At 52.1% G+C, this 20,208-nt stretch carries 19 protein-coding genes; 6 read left to right on the top strand and 13 right to left on the bottom strand.

The annotated features are described in order from the left end of the window. Positions 1-9 precede the first annotated feature (9 nt). Positions 10-1,248: a zinc-dependent alcohol dehydrogenase gene (locus NAZ64_RS08690; RefSeq protein ID WP_220569351.1), complete on the bottom strand. Its 1,239-nt coding sequence runs from the start codon at positions 1,246-1,248 to the stop codon at positions 10-12. 222 nt (positions 1,249-1,470) lie between these two features. Here NAZ64_RS08690 and uspG point away from each other — a divergent pair, with 222 nt between their 5' ends. After that, complete coding sequence (gene uspG, locus NAZ64_RS08685; RefSeq protein WP_000278499.1) at positions 1,471-1,899, top strand: universal stress protein UspG; 429 nt, start codon at positions 1,471-1,473, stop codon at positions 1,897-1,899. A gap of 67 nt (positions 1,900-1,966) precedes the next feature. On the opposite strand, the gene NAZ64_RS08680 is transcribed toward uspG, so the two are convergent. The 6 genes from NAZ64_RS08680 to ahpC form a co-directional block, all read right to left on the bottom strand. Beyond that, positions 1,967-2,734, bottom strand: a complete 768-nt coding sequence (locus NAZ64_RS08680) for a dimethyl sulfoxide reductase anchor subunit family protein (RefSeq protein ID WP_024797982.1) — start codon at positions 2,732-2,734, stop codon at positions 1,967-1,969. Then, the gene (locus NAZ64_RS08675; RefSeq protein ID WP_045901041.1) at positions 2,734-3,291 is read right to left on the bottom strand and encodes a 4Fe-4S dicluster domain-containing protein; all 558 of its coding nucleotides are present in this window, start codon (positions 3,289-3,291) and stop codon (positions 2,734-2,736) included. The genes NAZ64_RS08680 and NAZ64_RS08675 overlap by 1 nt, the downstream gene beginning before the upstream one ends. After that, positions 3,288-5,567: a molybdopterin-dependent oxidoreductase gene (locus tag NAZ64_RS08670; RefSeq protein WP_000064319.1), complete on the bottom strand. Its 2,280-nt coding sequence runs from the start codon at positions 5,565-5,567 to the stop codon at positions 3,288-3,290. Before NAZ64_RS08670 ends, NAZ64_RS08675 begins: the two co-directional genes overlap by 4 nt. Beyond that, entirely contained in the window at positions 5,560-6,120 is a 561-nt protein-coding gene (locus NAZ64_RS08665) for a TorD/DmsD family molecular chaperone (RefSeq protein ID WP_115286211.1), read from the bottom strand. The genes NAZ64_RS08670 and NAZ64_RS08665 overlap by 8 nt, the downstream gene beginning before the upstream one ends. A gap of 332 nt (positions 6,121-6,452) precedes the next feature. Next, positions 6,453-8,018 (bottom strand): alkyl hydroperoxide reductase subunit F, encoded by a 1,566-nt coding sequence (gene ahpF, locus NAZ64_RS08660; protein ID WP_220569352.1) that lies wholly within the window; start codon positions 8,016-8,018, stop codon positions 6,453-6,455. Between the two features lie 241 nt (positions 8,019-8,259). Continuing rightward, complete coding sequence (ahpC, locus tag NAZ64_RS08655) at positions 8,260-8,823, bottom strand: alkyl hydroperoxide reductase subunit C (RefSeq protein ID WP_000052802.1); 564 nt, start codon at positions 8,821-8,823, stop codon at positions 8,260-8,262. A gap of 440 nt (positions 8,824-9,263) precedes the next feature. On the opposite strand from ahpC, the gene dsbG reads away from it, so the two are divergent. From dsbG to NAZ64_RS08635, 4 genes are all read left to right on the top strand, one after another. After that, positions 9,264-10,010: a thiol:disulfide interchange protein DsbG gene (dsbG, locus tag NAZ64_RS08650; protein ID WP_220569353.1), complete on the top strand. Its 747-nt coding sequence runs from the start codon at positions 9,264-9,266 to the stop codon at positions 10,008-10,010. Positions 10,011-10,325: 315 nt separating this feature from the next. Then, the gene (gene citR / locus NAZ64_RS08645; protein WP_115286212.1) at positions 10,326-11,228 is read left to right on the top strand and encodes a DNA-binding transcriptional repressor CitR; all 903 of its coding nucleotides are present in this window, start codon (positions 10,326-10,328) and stop codon (positions 11,226-11,228) included. A 165-nt stretch (positions 11,229-11,393) separates the two neighbouring features. Beyond that, entirely contained in the window at positions 11,394-12,629 is a 1,236-nt protein-coding gene (locus tag NAZ64_RS08640) for a phosphoadenosine phosphosulfate reductase (RefSeq protein ID WP_076935482.1), read from the top strand. After that, positions 12,602-13,219, top strand: a complete 618-nt coding sequence (locus tag NAZ64_RS08635; protein ID WP_076935483.1) for an IbrB-like domain-containing protein — start codon at positions 12,602-12,604, stop codon at positions 13,217-13,219. Before NAZ64_RS08640 ends, NAZ64_RS08635 begins: the two co-directional genes overlap by 28 nt. Here NAZ64_RS08635 and NAZ64_RS08630 read toward each other — a convergent pair whose 3' ends face one another. Continuing rightward, positions 13,220-14,380 carry a pyridoxal phosphate-dependent aminotransferase gene (locus NAZ64_RS08630; protein WP_483640913.1) on the bottom strand — a complete coding sequence of 387 codons (1,161 nt, stop codon included), beginning with the start codon at positions 14,378-14,380 and terminating at the stop codon, positions 13,220-13,222. A 126-nt stretch (positions 14,381-14,506) separates the two neighbouring features. Between NAZ64_RS08630 and NAZ64_RS08625 the strand changes: the two genes are divergently transcribed. Next, positions 14,507-15,595, top strand: a complete 1,089-nt coding sequence (locus NAZ64_RS08625; RefSeq protein WP_220569355.1) for an oxidoreductase — start codon at positions 14,507-14,509, stop codon at positions 15,593-15,595. Positions 15,596-15,630: 35 nt separating this feature from the next. Here the strand turns inward: NAZ64_RS08625 and NAZ64_RS08620 are convergent, their stop codons facing one another. The 5 genes from NAZ64_RS08620 to NAZ64_RS08600 all read right to left on the bottom strand — a co-directional run bounded on the left by NAZ64_RS08620 (position 15,631) and on the right by NAZ64_RS08600 (position 20,207). Further along, complete coding sequence (locus NAZ64_RS08620; protein ID WP_220569356.1) at positions 15,631-15,828, bottom strand: YbdD/YjiX family protein; 198 nt, start codon at positions 15,826-15,828, stop codon at positions 15,631-15,633. A 63-nt stretch (positions 15,829-15,891) separates the two neighbouring features. Beyond that, complete coding sequence (gene cstA, locus NAZ64_RS08615; RefSeq protein WP_001043110.1) at positions 15,892-17,997, bottom strand: pyruvate/proton symporter CstA; 2,106 nt, start codon at positions 17,995-17,997, stop codon at positions 15,892-15,894. Between the two features lie 181 nt (positions 17,998-18,178). Then, positions 18,179-18,592 (bottom strand): proofreading thioesterase EntH, encoded by a 414-nt coding sequence (gene entH, locus NAZ64_RS08610; RefSeq protein ID WP_000637966.1) that lies wholly within the window; start codon positions 18,590-18,592, stop codon positions 18,179-18,181. A gap of 2 nt (positions 18,593-18,594) precedes the next feature. Continuing rightward, a complete protein-coding gene (gene entA, locus NAZ64_RS08605) occupies positions 18,595-19,350 on the bottom strand; it encodes a 2,3-dihydro-2,3-dihydroxybenzoate dehydrogenase EntA (protein ID WP_076935485.1) in 756 nt (251 codons plus the stop codon). Continuing rightward, positions 19,350-20,207 carry an isochorismatase gene (locus tag NAZ64_RS08600; RefSeq protein ID WP_001577997.1) on the bottom strand — a complete coding sequence of 286 codons (858 nt, stop codon included), beginning with the start codon at positions 20,205-20,207 and terminating at the stop codon, positions 19,350-19,352. Before NAZ64_RS08600 ends, entA begins: the two co-directional genes overlap by 1 nt. Position 20,208: the final 1 nt, after the last annotated feature.

Here is a 20,208-nt window from a genome sequence, read left to right as displayed (position 1 = left end):
CTGCCTGTTTCAGACAACGCCGCCTGGCATCGGGTTGATTACTCCCGTCGCCTGTTTCTGCGCCGCTTGTGCCGACGTCGCTCCCGGCACCAGGATAACCTTTCGGCACTCTTCTTCGCGTTTTTCGAAAATTTCGTAGCCGCGCGCCGCCTCTTCAAACGGCATATAGTGCGTGACAATCTCCTCCGGCTTCAGCAACCCTTTTTCAATAAGCGGTAATAACTCCCCCAGCCACGCGTGAACATGGGTTTGACCCATTTTAAAAGTTAGCCCCTTATCAAAGGCGTCGCCGAATAAAAAGCCGTGAATAAAACCGGCATACACGCCGGGTACGCTGACCACGCCGCCGCGTCTGACCGCCGCGATACATTGTCGCAGCGCTTTGCCGCTACTGCCTTCCAGTTTAAGGTTCGTCAGCACCGTCTCCGTCAAACTGCCTTTCGCTTCAAAGCCTACGGCATCAATTACCGCGTCCACGCCGCGGTGTCCTGCCGTCTGCTCGATGATTTTTTCCGCCGGATCGTTCTCATCATCGAAGTTGATCGGTATCGCGCCATAACGTTCTTCGGCGAAACGCAAGCGCCAGGCGTGGTGATCAACGACGAAGATCTGCTCCGCGCCCAGCAGGCGCGCACAGGCGACAGTCAGTAATCCTACCGGCCCTGCGCCAAAAACCGCCACGCTGGAACCTTGCTGAATCTGGGCATTTTTTGCCGCCTGCCAGGCGGTAGGCAAAATATCAGAAAGAAACAGCGCTTTATCGTCAGATAACAGCGGCGGCACCTTAAATGGACCAACATTACCTTTTGGCACGCGAACATATTCGGCCTGTCCGCCGGGAACGCCGCCATACAGATGGCTATACCCAAACAGCGCCGCCGGTGGCGGGATCTGTTTTTTATTCATCGCCGCGCCGTGTCCGTCGTTAGTGTTTTCACACGCTGAATATTGCTGTAGCCGACAGAAAAAGCAGTCACCACAGGCAATGACAAACGGGATAACGACCCGATCCCCTTTCCGAATATTCTTTACATCATGTCCGGTTTCCACCACCTCGCCCATAAACTCATGGCCGAAAATATCGCCATGTTTTACCTGTGGGATCTTGCCGCGATAGAGATGCAAATCAGATCCGCAAATCGCGGTGGCGGTAACACGCAAAATGATATCGTCAGGCTGCTCAATGCCGGGATCGGGTACGTTTTCAACCTTTACGTGATGTGGACCGTGATACGTCAATGCTTTCATGCAGCCTCCGGGGTAACGGTGAATGTTGCGTTCGACTATAAAAGGGTAGCTATCCCGGAGAGACTGCCGGCAAAACAGGCGGCTTTAGGATTTTTCCTGGAAAATACACGGCTTTTTTAGCACCAGGTTGCCGCAATATTTAAAATTGCCAGACAAATAGCAGAAAGAAACATTATTATATGCTTGAATAAATTCAGTATTGATTAACAGGGAGTAACGGGTATGTATAAGACAATCATTATGCCGGTTGATGTTTTTGAAATGGAACTTAGCGATAAAGCTATTCGCCACGCTGAGTTTCTGGCGCAACAGGATGGCGTCATTCATCTGTTGCATGTACTGCCTGGGTCCGCGAGCATGAGTCTGCACCGCTTTGCCGCCGACGTGCGTCGCTTTGAAGAACATTTACAGCATGAGGCGGAAACGCGTCTGCAAACGATGGTGGGACACTTCAGTATCGATCCTTCACGAATTAAAACGCACGTTCGCTTTGGTAGCGTGCGCGATGTCGTCAATGAGATGGGCGAAGAACTGGATGCGGATGTCGTGGTAATCGGTTCGCGTAATCCGTCCATCACGACACACCTGTTGGGGTCTAACGCCTCAAGCGTGGTGCGCCATGCGACGCTGCCAGTATTGGTTGTGCGTTAACCCTGGTGGCTAAAAACTGACACGCCCTGCCAGGTCACGCCTGGCAGGGCTTTTTACTGCATCATCGTTAGTACAAATGCCCGATATTCACAATAGTACTCACCGTGTCGCCAAAAAAGACCAGCCGACTCAGAAATACGCCAACGAATAACAAGACGAACAGGCGTTTCGGGCGCGAATCACCGTGACGGCTGGCGACAAAAGCGAGCGCAAGGCAGACCAGGCTTGCCAGATAAAACGGTGAAGCCAGCCATGAATGCGCCGTCATCTGCATTATCGTTCCCCCGCTTAACCACACCAGCGGCGCCGCGATAAGTACCGCGATACACACCACAATTCCCTGGCGCAACGCAGGAACAGCAGGCCTGAGTTTTAACAGCGGAATCGCCGCGCAACCCATGACCCATACCGTAATAAAAAATAACAGCATGGTAAACCCATTAGCGATAGCTACCATCGCTGGCGCGGCGTAGGTCATCCCCTGCACCGCCACCAGTAACACGCCGAACACGGAGGCGATAAGAGCCATCGCTTTATGTCCCTTTGCCAGGAACGTTACGCCGACCGCTGCGCCAAACAACGTGGCGCCAAGGATTTCCCGGCTTAACCAGGCATGTCGCAGGTTAATCAGCGCATTATAAGCGCGATCGGGATGCGCCAGATGCAGAATCGCGGCAATAGACGCCAGTGCCAGCACCAGCCCAGTGACCAACCAATAGAAACGCTGGCCTTCCACTTCACCACGCAGCGTACGCCATGTCAGTACCAAAGCCATCCCGACAGACATCTGGCTTAATACCGTAAAAAACACCAGCGGCAGTTCATATTTTTCCATTACTTGTCCTCCGGCTGCTTAGGCTGGCGCGCCAGAATAAAGCGCGTTCCTGGATTGAGCTGTGGCATATGCGGGAACCCTGGCGGATACTGCACCGCATTATCGGGCACAGGATCGGCATCCAAATCGATAATCGACAAGGCGCCCACCGGACAGGCGTTTACACACGCCGGATTCATACCGATATCAAGACGCTCGTAGCACATACTGCATTTTTCCGCTTTACGCGTCTCTTCATTAAAACGCGGCGCGCCATAAGGACAGTTACGAATACAGTTTTTACAGCCGATGCAGCGCTCAGGGTTATGCACCACCACCCCATCTTCACGTTTGGTATAGGCTTCGACCGGACAGGCGGCGACGCAGGCCGGACGTTCGCAGTGGTTACAAGCCAGCGAGTAAAACGCCCGCTCTTCATGTGGATAGATGTCTTTATCCAACGGATAAACGTAGCGCCAGAAGCGATCCGGCTCCAGTTGGTTAAAGCTTTTACACGCCATAGCACAGCCGCGGCAGCCGATGCACTTATCGCTATTCACTAAAAACGCACGTCTCATGCTACGGATTCCCCTTTACCGATCAATACAACGTCAGCAAACTGACTGTGGATAGCGGCGCCCGGCGCGCCAGTTTTCATCAGCCCCATATCAGCAGGCGTATCGGCCACGACGTTTTGCACGTTGTACTGCCGTTTCGGGAACCACGCTTCATACATCACCAGAAAATCTTCCGGCACGTTGGTGGTGACTTTTGCCCGCAGCTCAACTTCACCGGTGCCATTGAAAACTTTGACCAGATCGTTCTCGCTGATGCCTTTTTTCTGTGCGGAAGAAGGATGGATATAAACGAACGGTTCCGGGTAGAACACCTGCATCCAGTCCAGGTTGATAAACTGCGAGTGCAGGCCAAACTGCACGTGCGGCGTAAACAGATGGAAAGGCAGTTTGCTCTCGGCTTCCGGTTTGTATTCCGGCAGCGCGGTGTGGCCGTTTTTCTCCGCCAGTTCAGATTTAAATTCATACTTGCCTGACGGCGTTTTGAACTTGCGATCGTACCAGGCGGCTGAACTTGGCAGAATCGCTTTTTTCGGCCCGTCCAGCAGATCGTCCCAGGAAGAGATGCCGAACATTTTCGCCATACCGTCGTTGAACTCCTGATCCAGCCAGCGCTTGTGATCGAACTCTTGCGGGAAGGTACAGGAACCCGGCGCCATCTTATTAATGGTGCGCGACAGCATGGTCGCGATTTCAAGGTCGCATTTTGCTTCATACATCGGCTTAATCGCCGGCTGATTAATGGAAAGCCAGTAGTGCCAGTAAGAAGCATCCACGTTCCACTCTTCAAACGCGGTGGTAACGGGCAGCACGATATCAGCGTGTTGCACCGTTTCGTTGAAGAACTGATCGGCGCAGACCACCATTTCCAGTTTTTCAAACGCTTTTTTCATCTTGCTGCGATCGAAATCCTGGGCAAACGGGTTTTTACAGGCGACCCACAGCATACGAACCGGCGGATCGTTGGCCTCCAGAATCCCCTGCGCCGTCTGGTTAATATTCAGGGAGCGATCGGAGTACTGCACGGCGTCGCTGCCAGCGGCAGCCCCGAATTCACTGGTGGTGCCCGCCGCTCCCGGTATACCAATAGCGCCCACCGGCGGCTTCTGCAGCATGGCGTTATAGTTAAAGCCCCAGGTATGCAGATGACCATAACGCGCGCCGCCGCCTTCGACACCGATGTTGCCGGACATAGCGACAAAGGCATCGATAGCGCGAACGTTGGCGCCGCCGTTGACATGACGCTGCATCCCGTAACCAATCCAGACCGTGGCCGGCTTAACCGCCGTAAACTCTTCCGCCAGCTGGCGAATGACATCCGCAGACAGGCCGCAGATTTCTGCCGCCCATTCCACGGTGACGTTATTGCGCAGATAGGCTTCAAATTCCGGATAGCCGTGAGCATCGTTGTTGACAAAATCCTGATCCACCAGGCCTTTATCCACCAGATGACGCGCCATCCCCAGCGCCAGCGCGCCGTCTGAGCCAGGCCGTACGCGCAGGTAGAGATCGGCTTTGGCGGCAGTCTGCGACAGCAGCGGGTCGATAACCACGACCTTCGCCCCTTTCTCGCGCGCCTGATAGATGTACTTCATGCTGTGCATTGAGCACCAGGCCGGGTTGGCGCCCCAGATAATGATGTATTTCGCTTTCACCATATCTTCCGGGTCGTTACACCACATGTCGCCCATGTCGTAGTTTTGCGCGTCGATGCCGGCAGGCCAGCACGGCGTACCGGCAAAACGGGTGGTGTAGCCAAGCGAGGACATCATCCCTTCAACGGCATAGTTCAGCACGCCAAACTTACCGGAATATTTGGTCAGCGCCAGACCGAGCATAGAACCGTCTTTTTTCTTAATCTCCAGCATTTTGGCGGCAATGCGCTGCATCGCCTCTTCCCATGAGATGCGACGCCAGTTGCCGCTACCGCGAACGTCCTGCGCCATGGGATATTTAATACGATCGGGGCTATAAACCCGGCGCGGATAGCTTAACCCTTTGACGCAAGGCGTACCGTGAGTAAATGTTGATTCCGGCGCGCCTTCCACGAAAGTAATGACCCCGTCCTTTACCCATGTCTTGAGGCTACAGGTGTCATAGCAGTTACGCGGACACGCGTTACGATAAATTTTGTACGTTTTAGGGTTAAAGGGAACAGGCGGCTGCGCAAGCGCGCATCGGGAGGTCAGTAATCCTCCGGGTAAAGCCGCAACGGCGCCCAGTGCCACTATCCCCTTTAAAAAAGAACGTCTGTTCAGATGTCCTGTCTCATTACTCATATTGATACTCTCGTTTTAATTCATCAAGCCAATAAAATAAGATGTCCGCCACCGTATATAACGTGGTCGTTTGTGCATGAGTTTTTATTTTTTCGATATATAATGGCACCCACTTTGTTAAATAGTTATTGATATATTGAGTGAGAGTAGAGCGGTATTGTGACGTTTGCCGAGTGTTAGCCAGTAATAGTGTGGTCAATTCCAGCACGCAGGAAATATGATCGTCAGGGATATTGCTCTCCTGATTAACCGATAATCCCAACGCTGCCATAAAATCCCGTATCTCCAGCGTCGCCTTTCCCATCACCAGCGCATCATCTTCCAGATACACTGAAGCGAAAGGCGCAGCCAGCAGCTTGCCAGGACCGACGAATAGCGCATTAAAGTCATACTCCGCCTCCAGCCACGCCCGATCGGTAAGGTTTACCGCAGCAGTGGGATTTAATCTCACGTAGGCAGATTTCAGTGAACGACTATCATGAGAATTAAAAAAATCACGCAATGTAAGCCCTGTTCTTTCTAATTCCGTCAGTGATTCATAGATTGAATCCATGAATAAATAACCTCACATACAAATGCAATATAAATCAAGAAAAAAGAATGGGCATGTTAACGGAAGCGCTTAATCTTTCTTTGATAAAAAAACAGAAAAATTCCCGTTAAATCCGTAGAAGAGGTTTTTATTGTTTCAAAGTTTAAAAACAGAAGACCGCTGAAATAAAAAACCGTCTGTTATTAACAGATGGTTTCAGAGTATTGATAATGAAGAATGTGTTTTACCCGGCGGCATTCCCCAGGCATAAACACCGCAGGCCCGAATAGCTTACACTATCGGGCCATTTACGATGGCCAGTTAACTGACCTTGCAGGTGTGCTTACTTCTTTTTATGAGATTTTGGTGCGAATCAGATAATCAAAGGCGCTCAACGAGGCTTTCGCCCCTTCGCCTGTGGCGATGATAATCTGTTTGTAAGGAACGGTGGTACAATCGCCTGCGGCGAAGATGCCCTTAACACTGGTTTCACATTTGGCGTCAATAATGATCTCGCCCATGCGGTTACGCTCAAGCGCACCTTCCAGCCAGTGGGTATTCGGCAACAGACCAATCTGCACAAAAATGCCTGCCAGCGCGACGCTATGAATATCGCCGCTGACACGGTCACGATACTCCAGCCCCACCACTTTCGAACCGTCGCCCTTCACTTCTGTCGTTTGCGCATTCAAAATGATATCGACATTTTTCAGGCTACGCACTTTGTCCTGTAGCACCTGATCCGCCTTCATCTCCGGCGCGAACTCCAGCAACGTAACGTGTTCTACAATACCTGCCAGATCGATAGCCGCTTCAACGCCGGAGTTGCCGCCGCCGATGACCGCCACACGCTTCCCTTTAAATAATGGACCGTCGCAGTGCGGACAATAGGTGACGCCTTTGGTGCGATACTGATCCTCGCCCGGCACATTCATATTGCGCCATTTCGCGCCGGTGGCGATGATGATACTGCGCGCTTTCAATACTGCGCCGGACGCCGTTTCAATCTGATGCAGGCCGCCTTCTGTTGCGGCCGGAACCAGTTTACTTGCGCTCTGGCTGTCGATAACGTCAACGTCGTAATCACTGACATGCGCTTTCAGCGCGCCCGCCAGTTTCTGGCCTTCGGTTTTCGGCACCGAGATATAGTTTTCGATATCTACGGTATCCAGCACCTGACCGCCGAAGCGCTCGCCCATCAGACCGGTACGGATGCCTTTGCGCGCCGAGTAAACAGCCGCCGCCGCGCCCGCCGGGCCGGAGCCGACAATCAGCACGTCATACGCATCGCGTTTGTTCAGCGCTTCCGCCGCACGTTTTTCTGCGCCAGTATCCACTTTAGCGACAATCTCGGTCAGAGTCATACGTCCCTGGCCGAACTCTTTACCGTTGACAAACACCGCCGGAACGCCCATCACGTTACGTTCGGTGATTTCGTTCTGGAAGGTGCCGCCATCAATTGCCGTATGTTTAATACGCGGGTTCAGCACCGCCATCAGGTTCAGCGCCTGCACTACGTCCGGGCAGTTATGGCAGGAGAGTGAATAATAAGTTTCGAATTCAAAATCGCCGTCAATATCGCGAATCTGCTCCAGCAGCGACTGCGCTTCTTTTGACGGATGACCGCCGGTCCACAGCAGCGCCAAAACCAGCGAGGTAAATTCGTGGCCCAGCGGAGAACCGGCAAAGCGCGGCCCCTGCTGAGAACCTGGATTCGTAATCAGGAAAGACGGCTTGCGCACCGGCAGAGTATTGTCTTCTTTAAATGTGACTTTGTCGGACAGCTCGGCGATTTCAGCCAGCAGTTCCTTGATTTCCGCCGATTTAGCGCTGTCATCCAGCGTGGCAATCAGCTCAACAGGTTTGGTCAGTTTCTCAAGGTAAGCCCTGAGCTGGGTTTTCATATTTGTGTCGAGCATTCTTCTTCCCTCTCTGAAAACATCATCATGCAAGCCGACTTCGCGGGACTGCATTAATGCAACTTGCGTCATGGTGCTGAAATGAAATGGGCGCGGGTGCGCCCATGACTGAAACAATTTCCAAAGTATTTCACGTCAGAGTAAGGCGGCTAGCCTGAGAATCCCCGGGAGCTTACTGAAGTAAGTGACCGGGGTGAGCAGGCGACGCCAACGCAGCTATGGCGTGAAAGACGACGGAAATTTAGATTTTACCGACCAGGTCTAAGGATGGAGCCAGAGTCGCTTCACCTTCTTTCCATTTCGCCGGGCATACTTCGCCTGGGTGAGCGGCAACGTACTGTGCTGCTTTAATTTTACGCAGCAGGTCAGACGCGTCACGGCCGATACCTTCAGCGGTAACTTCGATCGCCTGGATGATACCCTGCGGGTCAACAACAAAGGTCGCACGGTCTGCCAGACCTTCATCTTCACGCATGTTGTCGAAGTTACGGGTCAGGGCGCCAGTCGGGTCGCCGATCATGGCATATTTGATTTTTGCGATAGTTTCAGAGCTGCTGTGCCATGCTTTGTGCGTGAAGTGAGTATCGGTTGAGACGGAATAAACGTCTACGCCCAGCTTCTGCAGTTCTTCGTAATGGTCGGCAACATCACCCAGTTCAGTCGGGCAAACAAAGGTAAAATCGGCCGGGTAGAAGAAGAAGACGCTCCAACGGCCTTCGGTATCTTTCTCGGTGACTTCAATGAATTCACCGTTTTTGAACGCCTGGTTTTTGAAAGGTTTGATTTTGGTGTTAATTAAGGACATCTATACTTCCTCCGTGTTTTCGTTGAGGAGTAAGTTAACGAAATTTTGCTGATTCGGCTAATGCGTTTCCATTATCAAATCAATAAGCGTTAACTAACAACCCGATTCGGGCGACATTGTGAACACTGCGCCCTGTCAGCCATCTAAAGTAAAAAGGCCGCCTGACAGGCGGCCCCATTACCTGAACTACCCGCAGGTAACTTCAGAGCCAGTACGACTCGTCTTGCAAATTACAGACGTATTGTCTGCAACTTGAAATCCGTAGCGTATATGCTGGCTAAGTGTTGCGCTCTACATTACCTTAACAAAGGCTGTAACAGCGAAAAGGATTACATCACCCCAGCATAGAAAGGGCAATCCCGGCACGCCAGCTCTTACCTATGTCTGTGATAGGCATCATCATTAATACTCTTTTCGCTTTGATCTTAAAAGGAAAAAATATGATTAAACGTACATTGCTGCTTGCTATGCTGCCCATTCTCGCCCACGCGGAAGAACTACCTGCGCCGGTTAAAGCCATTGAAAAACAGGGTATAACTATCCTGAAATCCTTCGAGGCGCCGGGGGGCATGAAGGGCTATCTCGGAAAGTATCAGGATATGGGCGTCACGATTTACCTGACGCCGGACGGTAAACACGCCATTTCCGGCTATATGTATAATGAAAAAGGTGAAAATCTTAGCAACGCCCTGATAGAAAAAGAGATCTATGCGCCGGCCGGACGAGAAATGTGGCAGAAAATGGAAAAGGCGTCATGGATACTCGACGGTAAAGAAGACGCGCCGGTGGTGCTGTATGTCTTCGCCGACCCTTTCTGCCCCTATTGTAAGCAGTTTTGGCAGCAAGCTCGCCCGTGGGTCGAATCCGGCAAGGTACAATTACGTACGTTACTGGTCGGGGTGATTAAACCGGAAAGCCCGGCCACAGCCGCAGCGATTTTAGCCGCGAAAGACCCGACGAAAACCTGGCATGACTATGAAGCCTCCGCAGGAAAGATGAAGCTGGAGGTTCCGGCGTCCATCCCCCCGGCGCAGATGAAAGTCATTAATCAGAATGAGCAGTTAATGGACGATCTTGGTGCTAACGCGACGCCAGCAATTTATTACATGAATAAAGATAAGACGTTGCAACAGGTTGTGGGTTTACCGGAAAAAGCGCAACTGGACGCCATGATGGGGCAGCCTTAACGCATATATTAGCAAGGCAGGAGCTTAACCGTACCACGCCCGATAGCGCTGTGTTTGTCGGGCCAACCTCCTCCTGGCATTAACGCGACGCCAGACCAGCATGTCATCCGGCACAGCCTTTTAGACTAACGGCGTGATTATATAAGTGTCAGTTATGACAGCCTTTACTGTAATTATTTACTCGCTAAAATATTCATAACTGTGGTATTTTAGTTTAAATAAACTCTACATTAAGTTTAATAAACATAATTCTGGTAAATTATTGAGATTAAGTCATAATCATGGAAGATACCATGATTATGCCGGGAAGATACTATGGCTAACCTTTACGACCTTAAAAAATTTGACCTTAACTTGTTGGTTATATTTGAATGTATTTATCAACATTTAAGCATTAGCAAAGCAGCAGAAACACTCTATATTACACCTTCTGCCGTAAGCCAGTCATTGCAACGCCTGCGCACGCAATTCAATGATCCTTTATTTATTCGCTCAGGCAAAGGAATTACGCCTACCGTAACAGGCATTAATTTACATTATCATTTAGAAAATAACCTTAACAGCCTGGAACAAACTATTAATATAATGAATCAGTCCAGTCTGAAGAAAAAGTTTATTATCTATAGCCCACAGCTGTTGATCACCCAATATGTGATGAAATTAGTTGAATATATCCGCAAAGATTCACAAGTTGAAATTGAACATCACGATATTTTGACCACTGACGAACAGCCTGAAGATCTTCTTGCCTACCGCAAAGCAGATATTGTGGTTTCAATGGCCCCACTCAATAATCGTTCTATTGTTTGTACTCACTTTAATAAGGTAGAATGTATCCTGGCTTGCAGTGAAAACCATCCCCGGCTAGGTGAAACCGCAACTATCGACGAAATTCTACAAGAATCATTTACGCAATTCATCGCCCGGGAAAACGATATAAAAGAGCATCATTCAGTTATCCATAATGTACTGGGGGAAAGAATAATTGGTTTCAGAAGCAAATCGCTGATAACCATCGCCAACGCCATCAGCGCCACGGAGCTTATTGGTTTTTTACCACAATCACTTGTTGACTATTACTCATCTACTATCAAACTTAAAAAAATCACCATACCTTTTACCATTGCTCCCATACAACTCTATCTTATGTATAATAGAGCTTCGATGAATAATAGCGGATTTACTGAGCTCATTGAGCAAATAACAAAAAAACATTGATAAGAAGGCCAAATAACGGATATTAACATAAATTTAATGTATATATTTATGGAATATATTTATTTGGCAAATATAATAAATCATTGCAAGTTCATCTAATCCGCTTATCCTTTATGTTAATTATTTCGAATATACTGTAGTTAACACATTGGAGACTATCCAGAGATGTCGGTTTATAAAGTTCCGCTTGAGCAAAATGTTCTGGAAGCGGCTCAAGAGCGTATAATGTGGACCCTGGAAACCTTACCCCGGGTCTGCGTCTCATTTTCTGGTGGTAAAGATTCAGGGCTTATGCTGCACCTGACGGCAACGTTGGCGCGCAAAATGAATAAAAAGATCCACGTTCTCTTCATTGACTGGGAAGCGCAATTCTCCTGTACCATCGCCTATATTGAATCATTACGTGAATACTACGCGGACGTTATTGAGCGTTTTTATTGGGTCGCATTACCCTTAACCACACAAAATTCCCTTTCACAATACCAGCCGGAGTGGCAGTGTTGGCAGCCGGGTGCCGACTGGGTACGACAACCGCCAGAAGATGCGATTACCGATCCGGCCTTTTTTTCCTTTTATCAACACGGCATGACCTTTGAACAGTTCGTTCGCGATTTTGCCGACTGGTTTTCAGAAAAGCGTCCTGCCGCTATGCTGGTCGGTATTCGTTCCGATGAATCCTATAACCGGTTTGTCGCTATCGCTAACTCGCATAAGCTGCGCTTTGCCGACGATAAGCCCTGGACCACGTTAGCCCCCAAGGGGCACACCTGGTATATCTACCCCATCTATGACTGGAAAACCGCAGATATCTGGACCTGGTTCGCCAAAACAGGTAAACCCTGTAACCCTTTGTATAATTTGATGTATCAGGCTGGCGTACCGGCCCGTTACATGCGTATTTGTGAACCGTTCGGCCCGGAACAACGGCAGGGGTTATGGCTGTATCATGTTATCGAACCTGAGCGCTGGGCGGCCATGTGCGCCAGAGTCAGCGGCGTGCTCAGCGGAGGAATATACGCCGGGCAGGACAGCCATTTTTACGGCCACCGGAAAATTTTAAAACCCGATCACCTTAACTGGGAAGAGTATGCGCTGCTCCTGCTACACAGTATGCCTGAAGTCACTGCTGAACATTACCGTAATAAAATCGCCGTTTATTTGCAGTGGTATAAGAAAAAAGGCATGAACACCATCCCACAGACGCAGCAGGGCGATATTGGATCGCGGGATATTCCGTCGTGGCGACGGATCTGCAAAGTTTTACTGAACAATGATTACTGGTGCCGGGCGCTGTCATTCAGTCCGACAAAACCTAAGAATTACCAGCGTTATAACGAACGTATGAAAGCTAAACGCCAGGAATGGGGGATCTTATGCAACACCGACTCACAGCCGAAATAACTCACTTTCTCTCTGAACTGTCTGAAGAGGAGAGGATCGCCGCCATTAATGAATTTAGAATGGCGATACATAGCGTTAGTCCTTTTCGCGATGAGCCTGTCGATTGTGTCCTGTGGGTGAAAAACAATCATATTTCGCCTAATGACTACAACCCGAATAACGTTGCGCCGCCCGAGAAAAAACTGCTGCTTAAATCGATTGAACAAGATGGGTTTACTCAGCCGATCGTGGTGGTAAAGGCCGATGCCGAGGAGTACGAGATTGTGGACGGTTTTCACCGTCATGAGCTGGGCAAAGGAAAAGCGGCCCTGAAAAGGCGTCTGAAAGGCTACCTGCCGATAACGTGTCTGGACAGAGAACGTCACGAACGCATGGCGGCAACCATTCGGCATAACCGCGCGCGCGGGCGTCACCAGATCCACGCCATGTCAGAAATCGTGCGCGAACTTTCTCTGCTAGGCTGGGACGAGAGCAAAATCGGCCAGGAGTTAGGTATGGACGCCGATGAAGTCCTGCGCCTGAAACAGATCAACGGCCTGCAGGAGCTTTTTGCAGACCGTCGATTCTCCAGAGCGTGGACGGTTAAATAACTACAGTTTACACAGGCGCTCTGCGGCGGCCAGCAGCGTTGATTCCTGTTTAGCGAAACATAAACGTATAAGCTGATGTGGGAAAGGGGCAGCGCAAAAGACAGAGAGCGGAATAGCGGCGACACCGACTTCTTCGGTTAGCCACTGACAAAACTCAACGTCATTTAGCGTCGACACTGCGCTGTAATCGATTAACAGAAAATAGGTACCTTCACAGGGCAGCACTTTTAATCGACTTTGCGCCAGCGCGTTAACCAGCACATCGCGTTTTTTCCGGTAAAAATCGGGTAACGCGCGATAGTGTTCCGGCGCGGCGCGCAGCATATCCGCCAGCGCCAGTTGCGCCGGCGTATTGACGCAAAACGTCAGGTACTGATGAACTTTGCGTATTTCGGCGCTAATGGCCGCAGGCGCAACGCAGTAACCAATCTTCCATCCTGTCATATGAAAGGTTTTACCAAACGATGAAACGGCAACCGCCCGCTCTCGTAACTGAGGGTGCGCCAATACGCTGGCATGGCCTTCGACGGCAAAACAAATATGCTCGTACACTTCATCGCTTAATACATAAATTTCCCGCTCGCCGATAGCCTGCCACAGCGCCTCGATATCCTCCTGACGCCAGACGGTAGCGGTGGGATTATGCGGCGTATTGAGGATCACCAGCCGCGTGCGCTCGCTAAGCAACGCCGAAAACGCCTGCCAGTCGACGCGAAAATGCGGCGGCGTAAGCGCTATGCGTTTTAACACGCCGCCGGAAAGCGCCACGGCTGGGGCATAGCTGTCGTAACTGGGCTCGAAACAGATAACTTCATCCCCTGCCCGCACCAGCGCGGTAATCGCCGCGTACAACGCTTCTGTCGCGCCCGCCGTGACGGTGATATCACTGACGTCATCGGGTCGATAACCATATATTTCCGCCGTTTTATCGGCTATGGCCTCCCTCAGCGCCTGCGCGCCCGTCATCGGCGCATATTGATTCGCGCCCTGCGCGACATGATAAGCCAACCGCTCGTGCAAATAAGAAGGACCATCAAAATCAGGGAAGCCTTGCGATAAATTTATTGCCTGATGTTTCTGCGCCAGCGCGCTCATTTGCGTAAAAATCGTGGTGCCAAGATTGGGCAATTTGCTTTTTGGAATCAGTGGGTTATTTCTCATTATCTTCATACCCGCCAGTGATGTGGTTATTGACACACTATCACAGGGTGTTAGTATTTGGCAATCAAGACGTTTAGATGTCTAAATATAATAACAGCGGTGAGAAGACCCTAAGGACAACACAACATGAACCACACTGAAATCCGCGTCGTTACCGGCCCGGCGAATTATTTTTCCCATGCCGGAAGCCTCGGAAGACTGACAGACTTTTTCACGCCGGAACAGCTTTCCCACGCCGTTTGGGTGTACGGCGAACGCGCGATTGCCGCCGCCCGGCCTTACCTGCCGGAAGCGTTTGAACGTGCTGGCGCAAAACATCTGCAGTTTACCGGCCATTGTAGCGAACGCCATGTTGCCCAACTGGCGCACGCCTGCAACGACGATCGTCAGGTGGTGATAGGCGTCGGCGGCGGCGCGCTGCTCGATACCGCCAAAGCGCTCGCCCGCCGTCTGGCGCTGCCGTTTGTCGCTATCCCGACCATCGCGGCGACCTGCGCCGCCTGGACGCCGCTTTCCGTCTGGTATAACGACGCGGGACAGGCGTTACAGTTCGAAATTTTTGATGATGCCAATTTTCTGGTGCTGGTCGAACCGCGCATTATTCTGCAGGCGCCCGATGACTATCTGTTAGCTGGCATTGGCGATACGCTGGCGAAATGGTATGAAGCCGTTGTGCTTGCGCCGCAGCCTGAAACGTTGCCATTGACCGTAAGACTGGGCATTAACAGCGCGTGCGCTATTCGCGATCTCCTGCTGACCAGCAGCGAACAAGCATTAGCGGATAAACAGCAGCGTCGGCTGACCCAGGCATTTTGCGACGTGGTTGATGCGATTATCGCTGGCGGCGGTATGGTCGGCGGCCTAGGGGAACGCTATACCCGTGTCGCCGCCGCCCATGCGGTACACAACGGTCTGACCGTCCTGCCGCAAACGGAAAAATTCCTGCACGGAACGAAAGTGGCTTATGGCATTCTGGTGCAAAGCGCGCTACTGGGACAAGATGACGTGCTGGCGCAATTGATTGCAGCGTACCGGCGATTTCATCTGCCGGCCCGGCTTAGCGAACTGGACGTGGATATTCATAACACCGCCGAGATCGATAGGGTAATCGCGCATACCCTGCGCCCGGTCGAATCCATCCACTATTTACCGGTGACGTTAACGCCAGACACCCTGCGTGCGGCGTTTGACAAAGTTGAATTTTTCAGAATATAGCCTGGTGACGTTGCGTTTATCAGGCCTGGCAACCCTCAGCAGCAACGCGCGCCGCCTTTTCCACCATAGCGCGCATCTTGCCGCTCGCGGAAAAATTCTTCATAGGTCATCGGCGTCTGATCCGGATGCGTTATGCGCATATGCTCAACATAGTTGTCGTAGTCTGGCATGCCAATCATCATTTTTGCGGCCTGTCCCAGATATTTTCCGGCTTTTGAAAGCGTATCGAACATCGTTGTCACCTGTCATTCAAATGCCCTCTCCTTATTCTGGAGAGGGCTATTGATGAAAAAAGATTAGTGCGCGCCTTTCGCCTGCGTCACGATCTCATCCACATTTTCCGGCATCGGCTCATACGGCGTTTCATTCGCCGTCGGTTTATCAATCTTCAGAGCGGCCAGCGCCGTCTTAATAGAGAAGACCGCCAGCACCACGACCACCACCATAAAGAAGATGGTTAGCCCGGCATCCAGACGGTTATTGAATACCAACTGCGCGAGCTGCGATTCGGTGTACTGCGGCGGAATATTGCCGCTGTCGATCATCGCCTGGAACTTATTGGCAATGGCCAGGAAGCCGATTTTCGCATCCGGACTAAACGCTTTCTGCCAGCCCGCCGTCAGCGTACAAATCAGCAGCCAGGCCGTTGGCACCAGCGCGACCCACGCATAACGCTGACGCTTCATTTTGAACAGTACCACGGCGCAAAGCATCAGCGCCATCCCCGCCAGCATCTGGTTAGCGATGCCAAACAGCGGCCACAGGGTGTTAATACCGCCCAACGGATCGACCACGCCCTGATGGAGGAAATACCCCCACGCCAGCACGCACAATGCCGTAGCAAGCAGGTTCGCTGGCAGCGAATCGGTACGTTTCAGCCCTGGCGACACTACGCCCAACAAATCCTGCAACATAAAGCGCGCCGCACGGGTACCCGCATCCACCGCCGTCAGAATAAACAGCGCTTCAAACAGAATGGCAAAGTGATACCAGAACGCCACATCCATCATGCCGCCCAACGCGCCATGTAAAATGTAGGCCATCCCTACCGCCAGAGTTGGCGCACCGCCTGCGCGGGAGATAATGGATTGTTCGCCGACTTCATTGGCAATCTGGTGTAACGTATCCGGCGTGATAGCGAAACCCCAACTGCTGACCACCTGCGCAGCAGAAGCAACGACATCCGCAGTCCCCGCTGGCGCCAGTACCGCCATCGGGCTATTCATCGCAAAGTAAACGCCCGGATCGATAATACAGGCCGAGACCAGCGCCATAATGGCGACGAAAGATTCCATTAACATCCCGCCGTAGCCGATAAAGCAGGCCTGGCCTTCGTTGGCCAACATCTTCGGCGTCGTGCCGGAGGAGATGAGCGCATGGAAACCGGAGACCGCGCCGCAGGCGATGGTAATAAACAGGAACGGGAACAGGTTGCCCGTCCAGACCGGTCCGGTACCATCAACAAATTTGGTCAGCGCCGGCATAGTCAGCGTCGGACGCATGATCAGAATCCCGACCGCCAGACCGACAATCGTACCAATTTTCAGGAAGGTAGAGAGGTAATCACGCGGCGCGAGCAGCAGCCAGACCGGCAGTACCGCCGCGACAAAACCATAACCCACCAGCATCCAGGTAAGCTGCACGCCAGTAAAATCAAAGTACGGCGCCCAGGTTGGGCTTGCCGCCACCCATCCGCCGGAAATAATAGCGAAAATAAGAAATACCAGCCCAATGACCGACACCTCGCCGATGCGCCCCGGACGCAGATAACGCAGGTAGATGCCCATAAAAATCGCCAGTGGAATGGTGAACGCAACAGTGTACGTTCCCCACGGGCTATGGGTCAGCGCTTTCACCACGATCATCGCCAGGACGGCCAGAATGATCACCATGATCATAAAGCAGGCCACCAGCGCGATCACCCCTGCCGTCGCGCCCATCTCCTCTTTAACCAGCTCGCCAAGCGAACGCCCATCGCGCCGGGTCGAGACGAACAGCACCATAAAGTCCTGCACCGCTCCCGCCAGCACGACGCCCGCCAGCAGCCAGATCATCCCCGGCAGATAGCCCATCTGCGCCGCCAGTACCGGCCCGACCAGCGGACCTGCGCCAGCAATGGCCGCAAAATGGTGACCAAAAAGCACTTTTTTATCGGTCGGGACATAATCCAGACCATCATTATGACGTACCGCGGGCGTCATACGCGTTGGGTCAACCGCCAGCACTTTTTTGGCGATATAGAGCCCATAAAAACGATACGCAATAAGATAGACACAGACCGACGCCACCACGATCCATAGCGCGTTGATCTGTTCCCCACGATTTAACGCAATATAGCCCAGGGCAAACGCACCCAATACTGAGAGCGCTGTCCAGACGAGGTATTTCCCTGATTTATTCATAGTTGTTGTCCGTTTGGGTGTTCCAGAGAGATGTTACATTTTGTTTCTATAACACCTTTACCGTAATTAACAACACAACAACATGATAAAACCGGATCGTTACCCATTTTTTACATTACAGTGTTAACCAGATCACTTCCTTTCTTCATTAACGCTGCAATTGCATTTTACTTTGCCAGAACTATCCCATTACCGCCGTTCCCAGGCGACAGGTACAGCAGCGCCTCCCCTGCTCGTCAAAGAGCGTAATTTCCCAGCTTTGATTCTGCCGCCCCAGATGCAGCGGCAGGCAAACGCCGCGTACTTTCCCCTGCGAGACGGCGCGGTGGTGAGTGGCGTTTAACTCGGTCCCGACCACGCACTGCCCGTCGCGGGTCATCAGATAACCCGCCATTGATCCTAACGTCTCCGCCAGCGCTGCCGATGCGCCGCCGTGTAGCAGACCAAACGGTTGATGAGTGCGGGCATCGACGGGCATTTCCGCCTCCAGCACGTCATCGCCCAGACGGGTGTAAACAATGCCCAGATGCGCCACCAGCGTGTTCTGACTGGTAGCGTTCAATTCATCCAGCGTTAAATGCCGTTTCCAGATCATCGTCAGGCTCCCAATGTTGAACCACCGTCCACCACGATATCCTGCAAGGTAATGTGGCTGGCCAGATCGGAGGCAAGAAACAAAATGGTATTGGCTATCTCCTGCGGACGGGCGATTTTACCGAGCGGTATGCCGAGCTTAAACTGTTCGCCAAAACCGCGAATGCGCTGCTGTTCGGCATCTTCACTCACCCATAAAGTGCGCTGCATATCGGTGTCAGTCGAACCAGGCGACACCACATTACAGCGCACCCCACAGCCCGCCAGCTCCAGCCCTACGGTTAGCGCCAGGCTTTTCAGCGCCGCTTTAGAGGCGCCGTAGGCGCTCATACCGATGCGCGGCGTATGCGCCGCATCTGAGGCTACGGTGACAATCGCCCCTCCCTGCTGACGGCGAAACTGCGCCATCGTCTGCGAAAACAGGTTAAATGCCCCGCCCACATTGACCGCAAACGTCTGCTGCCAGTCGTCGACGCTAAGCACATCGGTCGCTCCCATACGCAAAATACCGGCGGCGTTGACCAGCACATCCAGCCGCGGCGTTTTTTGCAACACACGCTGGCACACCTGAGCAACCTGTGCGGCATCCGCCACATCCATGACTTCGGTAGCAAAGGGATAATTCTCTTGCGTAAATTCGCGATCGAAGCCGATCACCCGCGCCCCGGCGTCAACAAACGCCAGCGCCGTCACGTAACCGATCCCTTTCCCCGCCCCGGTCACCCATACCGTTTTGTCTGAAAAATCAATACAGGCCATTACCCTACCTCGCGAGAAAGCAGCGCCCACCAGGCGTCAATGGTCGGGTTTTTCGCCAACATCACGAAGTCGATATCGCCGTGTACTTTACGCCAGCGCGCCGCCAGCCCCATCATGCGTACTGAATCCAGGCCATAATCAATCAGGTTTTCATCGTCCAGCGGCTCGTCGGTCTCATCCAGCAACGGCAGAATCAACGCCCGCAGCGCCGCTTTACTGGCAGGAACCGGCGTCGGTAGCAACGACTCGGTCATGACGACGCGACCGGAACGCCCCGCCACATAGTTCAGCGCCATCAGATGCTCTTCCCGGCTGAAATCCGCCAGCGCATCCGCCACCATAAACGGCTTAATGTCGCGCATAAACGCATCGGTAGCGGTGGTCATACAGCCAATATGCGCATACACGCCGGTAATGATGAGCTGATTGCGTCCGGTATCTTTTAACATCTGTTCCAGCGGCGAGCGGTGAAACGCGCTATAACGCCACTTCACCAGCACCGTATCCGCCTCATCCGGCGTTAAGGCTTCTACCACCTTCTGCTGTTCCGGAGAGCGCGTCAGTCCCGGTCCCCACATATCATTGAGTAACGCGCGATCTTCATCGCTTTGCTCTTTCGGCTGAGCGGTGTAATAAACCGGGATATGATGTTCCTTACAGTACTGGCGCAGAGCGGCGATATTGGCAATTACCTGGTCCATCATTGGGCAGTTGCGGCCCCAAAAGCTGACAAAGTAATCCTGCATATCGTGGATGAGCAGCGCCGCGCGCTCCGGCTCAAATGCCCAGTTCACTTTGTTGGTCGGGATATCCAGTGCGGTGGGCAGCGCGTAAGACTGTAGTTTTGGAATGGCCATC

This window comes from Salmonella sp. A1325, assembly GCF_056991255.1.
This window is presented reverse-complemented; position numbering and strand designations above follow the sequence as displayed.

Coding starts and splice junctions, on each gene's coding strand:
- NAZ64_RS08690 (WP_220569351.1), bottom strand. CDS start 1,248: ATGAAAGCATTGACGTATCACGGTCCACATCACGTAAAGGTTGAAAAC.
- uspG (WP_000278499.1), top strand. CDS start 1,471: ATGTATAAGACAATCATTATGCCGGTTGATGTTTTTGAAATGGAACTT.
- NAZ64_RS08680 (WP_024797982.1), bottom strand. CDS start 2,734: ATGGAAAAATATGAACTGCCGCTGGTGTTTTTTACGGTATTAAGCCAG.
- NAZ64_RS08675 (WP_045901041.1), bottom strand. CDS start 3,291: ATGAGACGTGCGTTTTTAGTGAATAGCGATAAGTGCATCGGCTGCCGC.
- NAZ64_RS08670 (WP_000064319.1), bottom strand. CDS start 5,567: ATGAGTAATGAGACAGGACATCTGAACAGACGTTCTTTTTTAAAGGGG.
- NAZ64_RS08665 (WP_115286211.1), bottom strand. CDS start 6,120: ATGGATTCAATCTATGAATCACTGACGGAATTAGAAAGAACAGGGCTT.
- ahpF (WP_220569352.1), bottom strand. CDS start 8,018: ATGCTCGACACAAATATGAAAACCCAGCTCAGGGCTTACCTTGAGAAA.
- ahpC (WP_000052802.1), bottom strand. CDS start 8,823: ATGTCCTTAATTAACACCAAAATCAAACCTTTCAAAAACCAGGCGTTC.
- dsbG (WP_220569353.1), top strand. CDS start 9,264: ATGATTAAACGTACATTGCTGCTTGCTATGCTGCCCATTCTCGCCCAC.
- citR (WP_115286212.1), top strand. CDS start 10,326: ATGGCTAACCTTTACGACCTTAAAAAATTTGACCTTAACTTGTTGGTT.
- NAZ64_RS08640 (WP_076935482.1), top strand. CDS start 11,394: ATGTCGGTTTATAAAGTTCCGCTTGAGCAAAATGTTCTGGAAGCGGCT.
- NAZ64_RS08635 (WP_076935483.1), top strand. CDS start 12,602: ATGCAACACCGACTCACAGCCGAAATAACTCACTTTCTCTCTGAACTG.
- NAZ64_RS08630 (WP_483640913.1), bottom strand. CDS start 14,380: ATGAGAAATAACCCACTGATTCCAAAAAGCAAATTGCCCAATCTTGGC.
- NAZ64_RS08625 (WP_220569355.1), top strand. CDS start 14,507: ATGAACCACACTGAAATCCGCGTCGTTACCGGCCCGGCGAATTATTTT.
- NAZ64_RS08620 (WP_220569356.1), bottom strand. CDS start 15,828: ATGTTCGATACGCTTTCAAAAGCCGGAAAATATCTGGGACAGGCCGCA.
- cstA (WP_001043110.1), bottom strand. CDS start 17,997: ATGAATAAATCAGGGAAATACCTCGTCTGGACAGCGCTCTCAGTATTG.
- entH (WP_000637966.1), bottom strand. CDS start 18,592: ATGATCTGGAAACGGCATTTAACGCTGGATGAATTGAACGCTACCAGT.
- entA (WP_076935485.1), bottom strand. CDS start 19,350: ATGGCCTGTATTGATTTTTCAGACAAAACGGTATGGGTGACCGGGGCG.
- NAZ64_RS08600 (WP_001577997.1), bottom strand. CDS start 20,207: ATGGCCATTCCAAAACTACAGTCTTACGCGCTGCCCACCGCACTGGAT.